The 16,372-nt window shown below is 73.9% G+C and carries 17 protein-coding genes; 6 read left to right on the plus strand and 11 right to left on the minus strand.

Going from position 1 to position 16,372, the window contains the following annotated elements:
• Nucleotides 1–57: 57 nt before the first annotated feature.
• A complete protein-coding gene (locus tag ACFVSN_RS02520) occupies nucleotides 58–1,518 on the minus strand; it encodes an APC family permease (protein WP_387601114.1) in 1,461 nt (486 codons plus the stop codon).
• A gap of 205 nt (nucleotides 1,519–1,723) precedes the next feature.
• Here ACFVSN_RS02520 and ACFVSN_RS02525 point away from each other — a divergent pair, with 205 nt between their 5' ends.
• Together ACFVSN_RS02525 and ACFVSN_RS02530 are read left to right on the plus strand one after the other, a co-directional pair.
• Nucleotides 1,724–2,077: a UBP-type zinc finger domain-containing protein gene (locus ACFVSN_RS02525; protein WP_387601117.1), complete on the plus strand. Its 354-nt coding sequence runs from the start codon at nucleotides 1,724–1,726 to the stop codon at nucleotides 2,075–2,077.
• A gap of 29 nt (nucleotides 2,078–2,106) precedes the next feature.
• Nucleotides 2,107–2,295 carry a hypothetical protein gene (locus ACFVSN_RS02530; RefSeq protein ID WP_387601120.1) on the plus strand — a complete coding sequence of 63 codons (189 nt, stop codon included), beginning with the start codon at nucleotides 2,107–2,109 and terminating at the stop codon, nucleotides 2,293–2,295.
• 6 nt (nucleotides 2,296–2,301) lie between these two features.
• Here the strand turns inward: ACFVSN_RS02530 and ACFVSN_RS02535 are convergent, their stop codons facing one another.
• Nucleotides 2,302–3,651: a helix-turn-helix domain-containing protein gene (locus tag ACFVSN_RS02535; protein ID WP_387601123.1), complete on the minus strand. Its 1,350-nt coding sequence runs from the start codon at nucleotides 3,649–3,651 to the stop codon at nucleotides 2,302–2,304.
• Between the two features lie 203 nt (nucleotides 3,652–3,854).
• Between ACFVSN_RS02535 and ACFVSN_RS02540 the strand changes: the two genes are divergently transcribed.
• Complete coding sequence (locus ACFVSN_RS02540) at nucleotides 3,855–4,685, plus strand: neprosin family prolyl endopeptidase (RefSeq protein ID WP_387601126.1); 831 nt, start codon at nucleotides 3,855–3,857, stop codon at nucleotides 4,683–4,685.
• A gap of 63 nt (nucleotides 4,686–4,748) precedes the next feature.
• On the opposite strand, the gene ACFVSN_RS02545 is transcribed toward ACFVSN_RS02540, so the two are convergent.
• Nucleotides 4,749–5,993, minus strand: coding sequence for an MFS transporter (locus ACFVSN_RS02545; RefSeq protein WP_387601129.1), 1,245 nt, complete (start codon nucleotides 5,991–5,993; stop codon nucleotides 4,749–4,751).
• Between the two features lie 205 nt (nucleotides 5,994–6,198).
• Here ACFVSN_RS02545 and ACFVSN_RS02550 point away from each other — a divergent pair, with 205 nt between their 5' ends.
• On the plus strand, nucleotides 6,199–7,188 hold the full coding sequence (locus tag ACFVSN_RS02550) for a DUF5937 family protein (RefSeq protein WP_387601132.1): 990 nt from the start codon (nucleotides 6,199–6,201) through the stop codon (nucleotides 7,186–7,188).
• Nucleotides 7,189–7,356: 168 nt separating this feature from the next.
• Nucleotides 7,357–8,046: an RDD family protein gene (locus ACFVSN_RS02555; protein ID WP_387601135.1), complete on the plus strand. Its 690-nt coding sequence runs from the start codon at nucleotides 7,357–7,359 to the stop codon at nucleotides 8,044–8,046.
• A 101-nt stretch (nucleotides 8,047–8,147) separates the two neighbouring features.
• Here the strand turns inward: ACFVSN_RS02555 and ACFVSN_RS02560 are convergent, their stop codons facing one another.
• On the minus strand, nucleotides 8,148–9,056 hold the full coding sequence (locus ACFVSN_RS02560; RefSeq protein WP_380491053.1) for a CAP domain-containing protein: 909 nt from the start codon (nucleotides 9,054–9,056) through the stop codon (nucleotides 8,148–8,150).
• A gap of 150 nt (nucleotides 9,057–9,206) precedes the next feature.
• Here ACFVSN_RS02560 and ACFVSN_RS02565 point away from each other — a divergent pair, with 150 nt between their 5' ends.
• On the plus strand, nucleotides 9,207–9,911 hold the full coding sequence (locus ACFVSN_RS02565; RefSeq protein WP_387601138.1) for a hypothetical protein: 705 nt from the start codon (nucleotides 9,207–9,209) through the stop codon (nucleotides 9,909–9,911).
• Here ACFVSN_RS02565 and ACFVSN_RS02570 read toward each other — a convergent pair.
• From ACFVSN_RS02570 to hypA, 7 genes are read right to left on the minus strand one after another with little or no spacing between them, the layout of a single operon-like run.
• Nucleotides 9,892–10,395 (minus strand): GrpB family protein, encoded by a 504-nt coding sequence (locus ACFVSN_RS02570; protein ID WP_387601141.1) that lies wholly within the window; start codon nucleotides 10,393–10,395, stop codon nucleotides 9,892–9,894. The two genes, ACFVSN_RS02565 and ACFVSN_RS02570, sit on opposite strands and share 20 nt — an antisense overlap.
• Nucleotides 10,396–10,419: 24 nt before the next feature.
• On the minus strand, nucleotides 10,420–11,502 hold the full coding sequence (gene hypE, locus ACFVSN_RS02575; RefSeq protein WP_380435242.1) for a hydrogenase expression/formation protein HypE: 1,083 nt from the start codon (nucleotides 11,500–11,502) through the stop codon (nucleotides 10,420–10,422).
• Complete coding sequence (hypD, locus tag ACFVSN_RS02580) at nucleotides 11,495–12,628, minus strand: hydrogenase formation protein HypD (protein ID WP_387601143.1); 1,134 nt, start codon at nucleotides 12,626–12,628, stop codon at nucleotides 11,495–11,497. The genes hypE and hypD overlap by 8 nt, the downstream gene beginning before the upstream one ends.
• Nucleotides 12,625–12,936: a HypC/HybG/HupF family hydrogenase formation chaperone gene (locus ACFVSN_RS02585; RefSeq protein ID WP_387601146.1), complete on the minus strand. Its 312-nt coding sequence runs from the start codon at nucleotides 12,934–12,936 to the stop codon at nucleotides 12,625–12,627. Before ACFVSN_RS02585 ends, hypD begins: the two co-directional genes overlap by 4 nt.
• Nucleotides 12,937–12,942: 6 nt before the next feature.
• Nucleotides 12,943–15,258 carry a carbamoyltransferase HypF gene (hypF, locus tag ACFVSN_RS02590; protein WP_387601149.1) on the minus strand — a complete coding sequence of 772 codons (2,316 nt, stop codon included), beginning with the start codon at nucleotides 15,256–15,258 and terminating at the stop codon, nucleotides 12,943–12,945.
• On the minus strand, nucleotides 15,255–15,986 hold the full coding sequence (gene hypB, locus ACFVSN_RS02595) for a hydrogenase nickel incorporation protein HypB (RefSeq protein WP_387601152.1): 732 nt from the start codon (nucleotides 15,984–15,986) through the stop codon (nucleotides 15,255–15,257). The genes hypF and hypB overlap by 4 nt, the downstream gene beginning before the upstream one ends.
• A 5-nt stretch (nucleotides 15,987–15,991) precedes the next feature.
• Nucleotides 15,992–16,369 carry a hydrogenase maturation nickel metallochaperone HypA gene (gene hypA, locus ACFVSN_RS02600; protein ID WP_387601154.1) on the minus strand — a complete coding sequence of 126 codons (378 nt, stop codon included), beginning with the start codon at nucleotides 16,367–16,369 and terminating at the stop codon, nucleotides 15,992–15,994.
• Between the last annotated feature and the right edge of the window lie 3 nt (nucleotides 16,370–16,372).

Consider the following 16,372-nt stretch of genomic DNA (forward strand, 5'->3'; position numbering starts at 1 on the left):
GACACCCGGCGGATCGCCGCCTTCCAGAACACCCGCGCGCCACAGGGCTGACACCCCCTAAGCGGCCCGCACCTGCTGCTCGTCCAGGTACCGCTCCTCGATCTCCTTCGGCCCGAACGGCCAGACGCCCTCGACCCGCGACCACCCGAGGTACGCGACGAGGCCGAGACCGACCCACCCGACCGACCACTCGATGGGGTGCAGCCCCGGGTTGGCCTCGTCCGCGTACCCGTAGACGACCAGCCAGCCGACGGCGGCCACGATGCCCGGCAGCGGGTAGAGCAGCATCCGGTACGGGCGGGCGAGGTCCGGCTGGCGCCGCCGCAGCACGGTCACGGCCGCGATCTGCGCGAGCGCCTGGATGATCACCATCACGGTGGTGAGCAGCGTGATCAGGACCGTCAGCGGCGGGTGCGCCGCGGAGTCGCCCGCGTGCCGCGCGGCGAGGAAGGCCCCGGCGGTGATGACGCCCATCGCCACCAGGCCGGCCACCGGGAACCGGTGCTTGGAGTGCAGCCGCGCGAAGGAGCGGAAGAAGAGCCCGTCCCGCGCGGCGTCGTAGGGGACGCGGGACCCGCCGAGCAGACCGGTGAAGACGGAGGCGAACGCGGTGACGAGGACGAGCACGGTGACGACGTCCGCCGCGCGCTTGCCGAGCGTCCGTTCCAGCACGGCCGAAGCCACCGACTGGGACGCCGTGTTCGCGGGGTCGAGCATGTCCTGCCACGGCACGACGCCGAGCACCCCGATCTGGAGGAGCAGGTAGATCCCCATGATCGCGACGACGGAGCGGATGATCGCCCGCGGCATCACCCGGCCCGGGTCCTTGATCTCCGCCCCCATGTAGGCGGCGGTGTTGTACCCGAGGTAGTCGTAGATCCCGATCGTGAGCCCGGACGCGAAGCCGAGCCAGAAGCTGCCGCTGGTCAGTCGCACCGCGTGCGCGGGCCAGGTGAACGCGAGCGAGGGGTGGAAGTGGGTGAAGGCTGCGAGGACGACGGCGGTGACGGCGAGGATCATCACCGCCCACATGGCGACGGTGACCCTCCCGACGTTCTCGACCCGCCGCCACAGCAGCAGGACGACGAGCACGACGACGCCGACCCCCACGAGATCGCCCTGACCGCCCGTGATGTCCGGCCACAGGTAGCCCAGGTACTGGACCAGCCCCTGCACCCCGGTCGACATGATCAGCGGGATGAACAGCATGGCCGTCCACACGAAGAGGAACGGCATCAACCGCCCGGTCCGGTACTGGAACGCCTCCCGCAGGTACACGTACGTCCCGCCCGACCCCGGCAGCGAGGCCCCGAGCTCGGCCCAGACAAGCCCGTCCGCGAGCGCCAGGACGGCCCCGGCGACCCACCCGATGACGGCCTGCGGCCCACCGAAGGCGGCGACCATGAGGGGAATGGTGACGAACGGCCCGATGCCGCACATCTGGCTCATGTTGATGGCGGTGGCCTGGAACAGGCCCACCCGTCTGGACAGTTGAGGAACGGAATCGGTGGTGGCCAACAGGCACCTCCTGGGGGCGAGAGGTCGACCGGCGGAGAAAGTAAAGTTCCTTAACTCACTCGGGGTCAAGGCCCGCGCAGCACCGGACCGCGCCGATTGGCGTGCCGCCCCGCGCGCCGGCCCCCGCGCGTGGCAGGATGCGGGCGACCGCACCGCGCTCGGACAGCACCGCGCTCAGACCGCACCGCACTCTGGAGGGACGCTCATGTCACAGGCCGTCGAGGGTGTCGATCCGGCGGTGCCGCCCAGCGGGACGGGCTGCGTCGAGTGCGAGGCGGTGCAGGGCTGGTGGGTGCACCTGCGGCGCTGCGCCCAGTGCGGGCACGTCGGCTGCTGCGACACGTCTCCGGCGCAGCACGCCACGCGGCACTTCGCCGAGACCGGGCACCCGTTCATCCAGACCTTCGAGCCGGACGAGGACTGGTTCTGGGACTACCGCAGCAACGACTACTTCGAGCAGGGCCCGGAGCTGGCCGCGCCGCACCACCACCCGCGCACGCAGACGGTGCCCGGGCCCCAGGAGCGCGTCCCCGCCGACTGGCAGGACCACATCCACTGAGGGGCACGGCCACCAGGAGGCTCGGGACCGTGGTTTCGGCCCTGCAGAACGTGGCGGTCGACTACGCGGACGCCTACGGGTCGGCCCGCTTCCGGAGCGCGGTGACCGACCGTCCGCTGCACCCCGACGGCTCCGGCCGGGCCGTCCTCGCCGACCCCGAGGGCAACGAATTCTGCGTCCTGCGCGGCGGGTCGGACCGGGCCGCCCCGCCGTCCTGATCCGCGCTACAGCGGCGGGAGCGCAGGTGCAGGGCCCAGCGTGGTGGTGCCCGGGGTGGCGCGGTGGGCGAGCCCGGCGCGGTAGGCGTCCAGCGCCTCCTCCGGGCGGCCGGTGCGGCGCAGGAGATCGCCGAGGAGGCGACACAGGTCCGCCGAGTCGGCCGTGGCTCCGGCGTGTTCGAGGAGGGCGAGGGCGCTCCGGTAGTGGTCCTCGGCGTCGGAGTCCTCGCCCCGGTCCTCCGCGATCAGGCCCAACAGCCGGTGGGCCGCCCCCGCGTGGACCGCTCCGCGGCTCGGGTGCAGGGACCCGAGCAGGTCGGCGAGCAGCGCGGCCGCCTCCGTGCCGCGGCCCGACCGCCGCAGCACGTCGGCGAGTTCCACGTCGATCTGCTGGACGTACAGCACCGCGCGGCGCTCGGTCAGTATGCGGCGGGCGGTGCGGAGTTCGCGCTCGGCGGCGGGAAGATCGCCGTCCTGCGCGCGCAGGTAGCCGCGCATCCAGTGGCAGTGGGCGAGTTCGGTGCGGATGCGGAGCTGCTGGTAGAGCTCCTGGGCGCGGGCGAGGGAGGCGTCGGCCTCGGCGGCGCGGCCCTCGGCGAGGAGGGTGCGGGCCACCGAGCGGTGCAGCCGGGCCACGGCGGCGGGGTCGTCGACCTGCGGGGCCAGGGCGAGGGCGAGTTCGGCGGCCTGGGCGGCGAGATGGTGGGCGCCGAGGTCCAGGTAGGGGGCGGTGATCGCGGAGTAGAGGAGCAGCAGGGCCTGCGGGTCGGGCAGGCCGGCGGCGTTGAGCTGGTCGATCGCGCTCTCCAGGAGGTAGCAGGAGTAGCGCAGGTCGCCGGCGAGGAGGTGGGCGACGGCCCGTCCGCGCAGGGCCGGTATGCGCTGCGGGAGCGGGGCGTCGCGGAGCAGGTCCTCGGCGGCTCTGAAGTGCCCTATGGCCTGGTCGAGTTCGCCCGCTTCCAGGGCGCAGTCACCCGACCCCACCAGGGCTGCGGCGCGTTCGTCGGCGAGGCCGTAGCGGTCGGCTTCGGCGGCCAGCGCGGTGAACTGCGCTGCCACGTCCGCCGGTTCGCCGGTGCACAGGGCTTGCCGGGCGTCGGCGAGCCGGGACCGGAGGTCGGTGGCGAGGTGGGCGGGCCGTCCGGTGGCGAGCTGCTCGGCGCTGACGCCGAGGCGTCCGGCGAGGTAGCGCAGCGCGGTGTCGGAGGGCCGGGCCTTGCCGGACTCCAGCGTCGACACGTACGCCGCCGTGTAGGCGGGTTCGGCCAACGCGCGCTGGGTGAGTCCGCGTTCGGCCCGCAGCTGCTGGATCCGCCGCCCGATCAGCAGTCGGTCGTCCCCGTCGTTGCTCGTCATCGCGCCCCCGCCTTCCCGTCGCCACCACGCCGCCGCCACGCGCCGTCACGTCGTCACCTCGTCGACGCGCACAGGCTATTGCGTGCCGGTGCGGCCGCCGCTAGCTTAACCCCACACGTAAGCGAGCTTAAGTCAGGATTTAACTCCCCTTCCCCCGGCCGGACTTCACTCACGGCCACCACCCCCGCTGAATGGACCCCCACATGCGTATTCGGCGTACCGCCGCCGCCCTCGCGGCCGCACTCGGCATCCTCACCGCCGCCCCCGCGACCGCTTCGACCACCGCAACCCCCGCGGCCACCGCGTTAGCCCCCGTCGTGCCGTCCGCCGCGCCCCTCGCCGACGGCACCGGCCCCATCTGCTGGTTCGGCGCCTGCTACGACTACGTGTCGGGCCGCCAGCAGACCGACGCCACCGGCGCGAGCATCCGGATGCTGCAGTCCTCGCCCACCCTCAAGTCCGGTGACACCGACGCGCATTCGCTCCAGGAGCTGGCCGTCCAGTCCACCGACCGCAAGTCCACCGTCGAGGTCGGCTGGACGGTCGACCTCGGCCTCAACGGCGACCTCCTGCCGCACCTGTTCGTCTACCACTGGGTGGACGGCAAGGAGAGCTGCTACAACGCGTGCGGCTTCGTCCAGGTCTCCCCGGTCTACACGGCCGGCATGGCGCTCCAGCCCGGCGACGCCGCCCGCTACGGGATCCGGAACCTCGCCGGCGACTGGTGGATCTTCTACGACCAGCACGCCGTCGGCTACTTCCCCGGCTCGCTCTGGAACGGCACCTACACCCGCACCCAGGTCATCAGCGCGTTCGGCGAGGTCGCCCACGGCACCGGCAGCACGTGCGAGTCCATGGGCGACGGCCGCTTCGGCAGCGCACCGGGTTCCGGCTGGATCCGCGACTTCCAGCTCTTCGGCTCGGCCGACGACGCCCGCCTGACCGTCACCTCCACCAGCCCTGCCCTCTACGATTCGGGCCGCGTCACCCCGACGTCCTTCCACCTCGGCGGCCCGGGCACCGGCCCCTGCTGACGGACGCCCGCCAGCGGCCGGCCCACCCCCGCGCCCGACCCGCGCCCGGCCCGCGCCTGCGCGTCACACCCCCGGCAGGTCGCGGGCCGTGCGCAGCGGGGAGCAGTAGATCGGCACCCACACCACCATCAGCCCCACCGCCCCCGCCCACAGCGCCGTCCGCACCGACGTCAGCGAGGCGAACGTCCCCGCGAACGCCGCGCCCACGGTGAGGGCACCGGTGAGCAGCACGCGCATCGTGGCGTTCATGCGGCCCAACAGGTGGTCGGGGGTGGCGTGCTGGCGGAAGCTCACCTTGATGACGTTGTCGACCCCGACCTTGACCGTCGTCAGCAGCCACGCCCCCGCCGCACACCACAGCGCCGGGCCGCGATCGGCGAGCGCGACGACGACGCCGAGCGGCGCGATCGCCAGGCCCATCAGCCACAGGACGCGCCCCGCGCCGACCCGGCGGGCGAGCGGACGGGCGAGGAGCGAGCCGCTGAAAACGCCCACGCCTCCGGCGGCGAGGAACAGGCCGGTCACCGCGTCCGGCAGGTGGAGCGTACGGACGAACAGGACGGGCAGCAGCGTCTGGAACACCTGGATCGACAGGTTGGTGCAGGCGCCGGCCAGGGCGATCGGGCGCAGCAGCGGATCGCCGAGGACGAACCGCAGCCCCTCCCGGATCTCCGCCACCAGCCGGCCGCCGCTCCCGGCCGCGACGGGCGCCGGCTCCGGCCGCCGTATGCGACGCAGGAGCAGCGCGGACGCGAGGTAGCTGACGGCATCGACGAGGACGGCCACGGGCGCTGTGAGCAGCCCGACGAGGAAGCCGCCGACGCTGCGGCCCGCGGTCATGGTGACGGCGTCGATGGTGACCAGGTGGGAATTGGCCCGCGTGAGGTGTCCGCGCCCGACGAGCGCGGGCAGGTGGCTGAGCGCGGCGACGTCGGAGAAGAGGGTGGCCGTCCCGGTGAGCAGGGCGACCACGCACAGGTGGGGGAAGGTCAGCCGGCCCAGGGCCCAGGCGGCGGGAACGGACGCGAGCAGGCCGGCGCGGGCGAGGTCGGCGGCGATCATGACGGGCCGCTTGCGCAGCCGGTCGACCCAGGCCCCGGCCGGCAGCCCGAGCAGCAGGAACGCGACGGTGCTCATGGCGGCCAGCAGCCCGACCTGCCACGGCGGGCTGTGCAGCGCGAGGACCGCGGCCAGCGGCAGGGCGAGCGAGCCGACGGCGGTGCCGGTGCGGCTGACGGCGTTGGCGGCGAGGAGCAGGCGGTAGTCGGCGCCGACGGGGTGCGGCGCCCTCGTGATCACGGTGGTCATGGCGGTAGACCCTGGCGGGTGACACCCGGGACGGGCCACGGATTCAGCAGGAGCTGAATCCTCACCAGCCGTGGCCGGCCCGCCTCGCCCCGCCCCGCCCCGCCGGATCCTGCCCGGAACAGTGACGCGCCCCCGGTGAGATCATCGGCACGTCACAGAGAGGAGAGACCAGCGGCGGACCGCCCGCCCCACGGAAGACCACCGCATGCTCGAACTCGAATTCACCACCAGGGACCTGGCCCTCACCCGCTTCGCCCTCTCCCCGCTCTGGGAGGCGGTGGCCGCCGCACGGGTCCTCACCCTGCCCGCGCCCGACCCGCTCCACCGCCCGTGGGCCGAGGCGGCCCGCGCCCGGCTGACCGGCGCCGGGCTGGACTGGGGCCTCCTGGCGGATCTCGTGCCGCCACCACCCCGGACGATCCCCCTGTTCCTCGCCCCGCCGCCCACCACGCCCGTGGCGGACCTCCACCTGGAACTCGACGCCCTGCGCGCGACCCCGCCCGAGGACGTCCGGACCGCCCTCCGCTCCCCCCGGGCACCGCAGTCGCCACGCATCGACGCCCTGCGCGATGACCCGGTCACTCGGCTCGCCCGACTCGCGGTCACCATCGAGGCGTTCTGGGACCTCGCCGTCGCACCGCACTGGCCGAGGATCCGCGCCCTGGTGGAGAGCGACATCATCCACCGCGCCCGCCTCCTCGCCCGAGGCGGCGCCCAGCAGTTCCTCAACGACCTCGCCCCACAGGTCAGCTGGGACTCCGACACGCTCTCCATCGGCCACCACCACACCCGCGGCGGCCACCGCCTCGGCGGCCGCGGCCTGCTCCTCGTGCCGTCCGTCTTCGTGTGGCCGCAGGTCTTCTCGATCAGCGCCCCCGCCTGGCAGCCCACCCTGCGCTACCCGCCGCGCGGGATCGCGACCCTCTGGGAACGCCGCCGCCACGAGCCCTCCCGGGCACTCGCCGCCGTCCTCGGCCGCGGCCGGGCCCTCCTGCTCACCGAACTCGACGAACCCGCCACCACCGCCGAACTCGCCCACCGCACCGGCATGACCCCGGGCGGCGTCTCCCAGCACCTCACCACCCTCCGCACCGCCGGCCTCCTGACCGCCCACCGCACCGGCCGCCACGTCCTCTACGCCCGCACCGAGGCGGCCGAGGCGCTCCTCGGGGCATCGCAATCGCCGCAGGGCTGAGGACCCCGCGGCCGGCGCCGGGCCCCGGTCCGGACCGACCGACCGGACCCATCGTCGAATAGTCGCGAATCATCTTTGTTCACGTAACAGTTGATCCCAAACTCTTCCTAAAGGTTCGGTCGAGCCGCTACACCTTCAGTCCTAAGCCACAACGAGACGAGCGGGACGATGACCAACGAAACCCCTGGCTACGGCTACCCGTCAGAGCCGAACCCCCAGAACCCCTACGGCCAGCAGCCCCCGCAGCAGCCCGGTTACGGCGTCCCGCAGGGCCCGTACGACCCCCAGCCCGGCGGCCCCGGCACCCCGCCGCCCGGCTACGGCTACCCGCCGCCGCCCCAGGGCGGCTACCCGCAGGGCGGCGGCTACCCGACGAGCGGCCCCCAGCTCCCGCCGTGGCTCGGCGCGCCCAACCCGTACGGCCCGACGGCGCCCGGCACCCGCGTCCTGGCCAACCCCGGCGACCGCTTCCTGGCCCGCCTGATCGACGCCCTCGTCCTGCTGATCCCGTTGCTCATCGTCCAGTTCGCCGTCGCGGCGGCGATCGGCGCGATCATGTCCAGCATCGTCAGCGGCATCGTCGTCTTCGGCTACGAGGCCCTGATGATGATGACCCAGGACCAGCAGACCGTCGGCAAGAAGGTCATGAAGCTGCGGGTCGTCTCGGTCGAGCACGGCGGCCGCCCGGTCGACAACGACCTGTGGATCCGCAGCGCCGTCTACGGCCTGCCCCAGGCCGTCTACTGCATCGGCTCGCTGTTCTACCTGGTGAACGTGCTCTCCCACCTCTGGGACAAGCCGCTGCAGCAGTGCTTCCACGACAAGGCGGCGAAGACCCTCGTCATCAAGGAGTCCTGAGCCCGGAGCACCACCCGGACCGGACCGGACGAAGCCCGGTCGCCCCACCCGAGAGGGGGCGACCGGGCTTCGTCGCTGCCGCCGGTCCGACGGCTCCCGGCTCAGCGGGAGCCGAACTCCGCGTTCCACGAGGCGTTGCCCGTCCGGGCCAGCCCGACCTCGGTGTGGTTGGGGTCGAGCATGATGTCGCGGTGGCCGGACGAGTTGATCCACCCGTCGACGGCCGCGTCGATGTCCGTGGGGCCGTAGAACGCGATCTCGCCCCAGCTCCGGAAGTTGTAGCCGAGGCCCCTCAGGATGCCCGGCGAGTCGCAGAAGTGCCCCGAGACACGACGCTGGTTCATCTGGTCGGCGTTGCACCGGGCGGCCTGGGCGAGGGTCTCGTTGTAGCGGAGCGCCGGCCGTCCGTACTGCGCGCGCAGGTCGTTGACCCGCTGGAGGAAGCGCTGCTCGACGGACGTGCCGTTGTTCTGGCCGCCGCTGCCGACGAGGTCGAAGCGCTGGGACGCCGTGCCGTTGCAGTTCTCCACCGTGGCCTCCCGGTCGAGGCCGTTGAAGGTCAGGCAGCGGCTGTCGAGCGCGTTGTGGATGTAGGTGCCGCCCTCGGCGGCGTTCTCCAGGGTCCACTGCTGGTTGGCACCCGCCCACCAGTGGATGAACTGGGTGGTGCGGCTGTCCCTGGTGTCCATCTCGACGACGCGCTCGGTGCCGTTGACGTTGCGGACGAAGTCGACCCGCCCGCCCGGCTTGTTGGAGATCCAGAACGAGGTCGAGGCGTCCCGGTAGTTGCGGGCGACGATCCGCGAGCCCTCGCCGTCGATGGTCGCCAGGGCGTAGCCGTTCTGGTGGTCCTGGATCGTGACCGTCTGTTCGACCACGTCCGACGTGGCGGCGCTCGCGGGCGCCGCGGCGAGCACGGTGAGGCCGGACGCCGATATCGCGGACACGGCGAGCGCCACCGCCGCCAGGCGGGAACGGCGGCGGACGGTGGAAAGGGCGATGTGCGACACGGGACTCTCCTGCCTCGGGGCGGCCCGCGCGCGGCTGCGATCGCGGGGCGGGAGACAGGACACCAAGCGTGCGTAGACAATCGATCAACAACGCGTCAGCGCACGCCCCACCCGGCACACCCCCTGCCTGGCCTGGCAGGATGTCCGACCGTGACACACAGCGAGAGTCCCCGGCCCGCCAGCGGGCAGCGGCGCCGAGGCCGCGGAGGCCACGGGAACGACGTCCCCTGGCCCAGGCGCCCCCTGCTGACGGCGCTGTGGATACCGGCCGCCGCCGTCCTGCTGCCGCTCGGCGGGGCCCTCGGCGCGTTCGGGCTCTGGATGCTGGTGCCCTCGCTGGCGCTGGTCCTCACCGGGATGACCGGCCTGGTCGTCGCGCTCTGGGGCCTCTGCCCGTCCAAGGCCCTGCGGAAGGTCTCCCTCGGCCTGCTCCTCGCCCCGCTCATCGCCGTGCCGCTGCTCAGCATGAACACCGCGCAGGCCACCGTGCTGACGATCCGCGGCACCGAACACCCGGGCACGGTCGCCGACATCCGCGTCATCCACGGCAAGACCACGACCTACGACTGCGACGTCCGCTACGACGACGCCCCGGCCCGCACCCACGCCGTCGACTGCGGTGCCGCCGACACGGCCGGCGAGCGCGTGGCCGTCACCGAGGACCCGGGCGGCCTGGTCTCCCCCGAATTCTCCGGCCAGGCCGCAGGCGGGCGCTTCGACCTGGTCATGGCCGCCTTCTTCGACACGGTCCTCGTCGCCGTCGCCGTCGTCACCGCGACGATCGGTGTCCTCGTCCACCACCACCGCACCCGCAGGGCGCAGTCCGGCGCAGGACCTACCGCGCCGCGCGCATGATGTCGGCCACCGTCGCCGCCTTCAGCTCCGAGTAGGCCAGCAGGCTGCCCGCCGCCAGCGCCGCCTCGCGCTTCACGCGCGCGTACCGTGCGGCCGCCTCCGGGTGTGCCCGCAGGTGGTCGCGGAACGCGAGGTTGGCGGCCCACAACGGCCCGTCCAGCGCCATGACGTGGACGTTCGCCGCCTGGCCGGTGCGCCGCCGCAGGTACGCGCGGCCCGGGACGCCGGCCTCGCCCAGGTGCTCGAACCCGAGCGCCCGCACGCGCGCCACGGCGACGCCGAACTCGCCCGCCACGCACCCGACCTGGACGTCGATCACCGGTTTGGCGTCCAGGCCGGGCACCGCCGTGGAGCCGATGTGCTCGACCTCGCAGACGGTCAGGCCGCGCAGCGCGCCCCGCACGCGCGCGACCAGCGCACTCCCCAGCTCCACCCAGGCCGGGTCGTACGCCACCACGTGAACGGGCTCATCGACGGAAGTCACACCCGGAAGGCTACCGAAGCGGAATCAGCAGATCCGCGGCAGCTGCTCCCCCATCGGCAGGTCGACGACCCGCGTCCCGCCGAAGCCGGTCCGGGCGACGACCATCCCGGGGTGGTCCTCGACGCACTCGCCGATCACCACGGACTCCGCGCCGAGCGGGTGGGCCCGCATGGCGGCGAGGACCGCGTCCGCCTCGTCGCGCGGCACGAAGGCGACGAGCTTGCCCTCGTTGGCGATGTACATCGGGTCCAGGCCCAGGACGGAGCACGCGTTGGCCACCGCCTCCGGCACGGGGACGGCCCGCTCGGTGATCACCACGCCGACCCCGGCCGCCGCGGCGATCTCGTTGAGCGAGGCCGCCAGGCCGCCCCGGGTGGGGTCGCGCAGGACGTGGACGTCACGCGTCACCCTGAGCATGGCCTCGACGAGCCCGCCGAGCGCCGCGCTGTCGCTGCGCACCTCGACGCCGAACTCCAGGCCCTCCCGCACGCTCATGATCGCCACGCCGTGCAGCCCGATCGGCCCGCTGAGGATGACCACGTCACCCGGTTCGGCCCGCTGCGGCCGGATGTCGACGCCGGCCGGGACGAGACCGATGCCGGCGGTGTTGAGGTAGATGCCGTCGCCGTGCCCGGCCTCGACCACCTTGGTGTCCCCGGTGGCGACCTCGACCCCGGCAGCGCGGGCGGCCGCGCCGAGGGCGCGGGCCACGCGGTCGACGACGGCCATCTCCACCCCCTCTTCCAGGATGAAGCCGCAGGAGAGGTAGGCGGCGCGGGCGCCGCTCATGGCGAGGTCGTTGACGGTCCCGTTGACGGCGAGGTCGCCGATGCAGCCGCCGGGGAAGAACAGCGGCCGCACGACGTAGGAGTCCGTCGAGAAGGCGAGCCGGGCGCCGCCGAGGTGGAGGACGGCGGAGTCGCCGAGTCCCTCCAGCGCCTGGCCGCCGAACGCGGGCGCGAAGATGTTCGCCACGAGCTCCGCGGACATCGCCCCGCCGCCCCCGTGCCCCATGACGACCCTCGGGTGATCGCGCAGCGGCAGCGGACAGCTCCAGCCGGAGAAGTCCAACGCGCCGGTGTCCGTGAGCAGTTCGACGTCAGCCAACGCGACTCGCCTCCTGAGCGGAAAGGGGCACGACCGGCACGCTCAGCCGCCGGTAGAGGTAGTACGCCGCACAGGCGCCCTCGCTGGAGACCATGGTGGCGCCGAGCGGGGTGCGCGGGGTGCAGACGGTGCCGAAGGCCTCGCACTGGTGGGGCTTCAGCAGCCCCTGCAGCACCTCGCCGCTGCGGCACGCGGCGGGCTCGCAGGTCGTGATCCCGCCGACGTCGAAGCGGTGCTCGGCGTCGTGGTCGCGGTAGCGCGGCGACAGCCGCCAGCCGCTCAGCGGGATGACGCCGATGCCGCGCCAGGCGCGGTCGGCGACCTCGAAGACGTCCTCCAGCATGGCGCGCGCCGCCGGGTTGCCCTCGGGCCGGACGGCTCGCGGGTAGGCGTTGTCGACGGCGTGTTCGCCGCGCTCCAGCTGGCGGACGGTGCGCCGGATGCCCTCCAGGATGTCCAGGGGCTCGAAGCCGGTGACGACGATCGGCACCCGGTGGCGCTCCGCGAGCGCCGGGTACTCGTCGGTGCCCATGACGCTGCACACGTGCCCGGCGGCGAGGAAGCCCTGGACGCGGCAGTCCGGCGAGTCCATGATCGCCTCGATGGCCGGGGGCACCCGGACGTGCGAGACGAGCATGCTGAAGTTGCGCAGGCCCTGCTTCCTTGCCAGGTGGACGGCCATGGCGTTGGGCGGGGCGGTGGTCTCGAAGCCGATGCCGAAGAAGACGACCTCGCGGTCCGGGTTCTCCCGGGCGATCTTGAGCGCGTCGAGCGGCGAGTACACCACCCGGACGTCGCCGCCCTCGCCGCGGACGCGGAACAGGTCGCGGTCCGTCCCCGGCACCCGCAGCATGTCCCCGAAGGAGCAGAAGATCACCTCGGGCCGGGCGGCGATCGCGAGCGCCCGGTCGATCACCTCCAGCGGGGTGACGCACACCGGGCAGCCCGGACCGTGGATCAACTCGACCTCCTCCGGCAGGAGTTGGTCGATGGCGTGCCGGATGATGCTGTGCGTCTGGCCACCGCAGACCTCCATCAGCGCCCATGGCCGGGTGACCGTCGCCCTGATGTCGGCGAGCAGGCCCTCCGCGAGCTCGGGGTTGCGGAACTCCTCCAGGTACTTCACCGTCCGGCCTCCTCAGCCCCGCGGTCCGTCCCCACTGCCTCCACCGCCCGCGCCGCTTCCCACGGGTCGCCGAACTCCTCCTGCAGCAGCCCGAGTTCCTCGAACAGCTCCAGGGTCCGCCGGGCCGACTCCTCGTCCAGGCGCTGGAGCGCGAAGCCCACGTGGACGATCGCGTACTCCCCCACCGCCAGGTCGGGCAGGTACTCAAGGCACACGTCCTTGACCACTCCGCCGAAGTCCATGACCGCCATCCGGGTCCCGTCGCGTTCCTCGATCTCCGTCACCCTGCCGGGCACCGCCAGGCACATGCGCCCTCACTCCTCCCGGGTGGCCGCCGAGCGGGCGGCCACCATCAGCTGGCCGAGCGCCAGCCCTCCGTCGTTGGGCGGCACCCGGCGGTGCCGCAGCACGGTGAAGCCGTCCTCCCCGAGGCCGCTCGCGCAGGCCGAGGAGAGCAGCGCGTTGGCGAAGACGCCACCGCTCAGCGCCACCGTCGAAATCCCGTACTCCTCCCGGGCGGCCGCGCAGATCCGCCGGACGAGCGAGGCCACCCCGGCGTGGAAGCGCGCGGCGATCAGCCCGGCCGGGGCGCCCGCGGCCAGGTCCGCCAGCACCGCTGCCAGCACCGGCCCCGCTTCGGCGGTCCAGCCGCCCGCCCGCTCCGACAGCCCGAAGGCGTACCCCTCGACCGTCCCGAATCCGTCCGCCCCAGGCCCGACGGCCGCGGCCTCCAGTTCGATGGCCGCCTGGGCCTCGTACCCGGCCCGGTGGCAGACGCCGGCGAGCGAGGACACCGCGTCGAAGAGCCGGCCCATGCTGGAGGTCGGCACGCAGTTCAGTCCGCGGTCCAACTGCCGCTCCAGCAGCCGCAGTTCCTCTTCCGGGCAGGCCTCGACCGGCGGCAGTCCCGCCGCCCACGGCAGCCCGGCGGCGCGCAGGTGCGCGAGCGCCGTCCGGTACGGGCGCTCGACCGCCGCGTCCCCGCCCGGCAGCGGCACGTACGCGAGGTGGGCGAGGCGGCGGTAGCCGTCGTAGTCGGCGAGCAGCACCTCGCCGCCCCAGATCGCGCCGTCGTCGCCGTACCCGGTCCCGTCGAAGGCGACGCCGAGCACCGGCCGGCGGCCGTCCAGGCCGTGTTCGGCCATCACCGCGGCCACGTGCGCGTGGTGGTGCTGCACCCGCCGGACGGGCCGGCCCTCGGCGGTCCGCTCGGCGTGGTGCACCGAGCGGTAGCCGGGGTGGCGGTCGGCGACGAGCAGGTCGGGCCGCACGCCGCTGACGACGCCGAGCTGGTCCACCGCGTGGTCGAAGGCGCGCAGCGTCGCGAGGTCGTCCATGTCCCCGATGTGGCCGGAGAGCCAGGCGTAGCCGTCGCGGGCGAGCGCGAAGGTGTTCTTGAGGTCGCCGCCGACGGCCAGTGCCGGCCGGACGGGCACGGGCAGCGGGAGCGGGAGCGGCGCGTAGCCGCGCGAGCGCCGCAGCGGCAGTTGCTCGCCGTCGACCACGCGCACGACGGAGTCCTCGCAGGGCACGTGGATCGGGCGGTCGTGGGTGAGCCAGCCGTCGACGAGCGGGGCGAGCGCGGCGAGCGCGTGCCGGTCGTCGGTGACGATGGGTTCGCCGGAGAGGTTGGCGCTGGTCATCACCAGGAGGTCGGTCCCGGGCGCGGCGAGCAGCAGGTGGTGCAGCGGCGTGTACGGGAGCATCACGCCGAGGTCGGGGCTGCCCGGGGCCACCGCTTCGAGCCCGGCCGGCGCCGCGCCCCGCAGCAGGACGATCGGCCGCACCGGGCCGGTGAGGAGCTCCCGCTCGACGGGGTGGAGGGGCAGCAGGCCCTCGACGGTGGCGAGGTCACGGGCCATCAGCGCGAACGGCTTGTCGCCGCGCCGCTTGCGCCGCCGCAGCAGTGCGACGGCTCCGGCGTTCCGCGCGTCGCAGGCGAGGTGGTAGCCGCCGATGCCCTTGACGGCGAGGATCGCGCCGCCCGCCAGCAGCCGCCGGGCCTCCGCCAGCGCGTCCTCGCCCGTCCGCCCGGCCCGTCCCGGCACGGCGAGTGCGAGCCACGGCCCGCAGGCGTGGCAGGCGACGGGCTGCGCGTGGAAGCGGCGGTCGGCCGGGTCGGCGTACTCGCGGGCGCAGTCCGGACAGAGGGGGAAGCCGGCCATGGTGGTGTTGGCGCGGTCGTACGGCAGGCCGGTCACGATGGTGTGCCGGGGGCCGCAGTTGGTGCAGCTGATGAACGGGTGGCGGTGGCGGCGGTCGGCGGGGTCGGCGAGTTCGGCCAGGCAGTCGGCACACACGGCGACGTCGGGCGGGATCAGGGTGGCCCGGGGGCCGTCGGCGCGGGACGGGGCGATGGTGAAGCCGGTGGCGCCGGTGGCGGCGAGCGCCGCGTGCTCGACGGAGGCCACCTGGGCGAGCGGTGGGGCGTCGCTGGCGATCCGCCGACAGAAGGCGTCGACGGCCTCGCGGCTGCCCTCGACCTCGGCCAGTACGCCCTCGCCGGTGTTGGTGACGCTGCCGGCCAGCCCGAGCTCGCCGGCGAGCGTGAAGACGAACGGCCGGAAGCCGACGCCCTGCACGAGCCCGCGGACGGCGACCCGCCGCCGCTCGCGGTCGAGCGCGGTCACGGGGTCTCCTGCACCACGTGCACGTGCCCGCCGTGCGAATGCCCCGAAGCCATCACCGGCCGGTGCACCGCCGCCCCGTCCAGCACGCCCAGTGCCCGGTCCAGCAGCGCCCCGACGCCGTCCCCGGTGCGGGCCGAGGTGTGCACGACCTCCACACCCGGGTTGACGCGCTGGACGTTCGCCAGGAACGCGGCCTCGTCGAACTCCGCCGCCGCCGCGAGGTCCGCCTTGGTCACCAGCACGAGGTTGGCGAGGCCGAACGCGGTCGGGTACTTGAGCGGCTTGTCCTCGCCCTCGGTCACCGAGGCGAGCACCACCCGCAGCGACTCGCCGAGGTCGTAGGAGGCGGGGCAGACGAGGTTGCCGACGTTCTCGACGAACAGCAGCCGGCAGTCCGCCGGCAGCCAGCCGTCGAGGTGCCCGGCGAGCATCCGCGCCTCCAGGTGGCAGAGCCCGTCGGTGAGCACCTGCTTGACCGGCGCGCCCGAACGCGCCAGCCGCAGCGCGTCGTTCTCGGTGGCGAGGTCGGCGGTGAGCGCGGCGACGGCGACGCCGCGCTCCTTCGCGAGCCCCAACTCGGCTTCCAGCAGGGCGGTCTTGCCGCTGCCCGGGCTGGAGAGCATGTTCACCACGACCGTGCCGCGCGCGCTCAGCGCCGCGCGCAGCTCGCGGGCGCTGTCGTCGTTGCGGGCGAGGACCGCCTGGCGGAGGTCGACCGTCTGGCACATCGGCGTCAGCCTTTCTGTTCGGCCCGGACGCCGGGGCGCTCGGCCCACTCGACGCCGAGGATCTGGAGCTCGCGCCCGCACAGCAGCTCGACGCCGCCGCCCGAGCAGCTCGGACAGCCGAGGTCCGGCGGCATGCCGACGGCCCACTCGACCTCGCAGGGGGTGCAGCGGGCCCGCGCCGCGACGGCCTCGGTGTCCAGTACCGCGCCCGCCACCAGCGTTCCGGCGCAGGCGAGTTCGAAGCAGAAGTCGAGCGCCTCGGGCACCACGCCGGCCAGCTCGCCCACCTGCAGCCGCACCCGGGCCACCCCGGGGGCGCCGTGTTCGCGCGCGGCCGCGTCCACCTGCTCGACGACGGCGGCGGCGATCGACATCTCGTGCATCGG

This window comes from Kitasatospora sp. NPDC057904, assembly GCF_042887925.1.
Lineage (GTDB): Bacteria > Actinomycetota > Actinomycetes > Streptomycetales > Streptomycetaceae > Kitasatospora.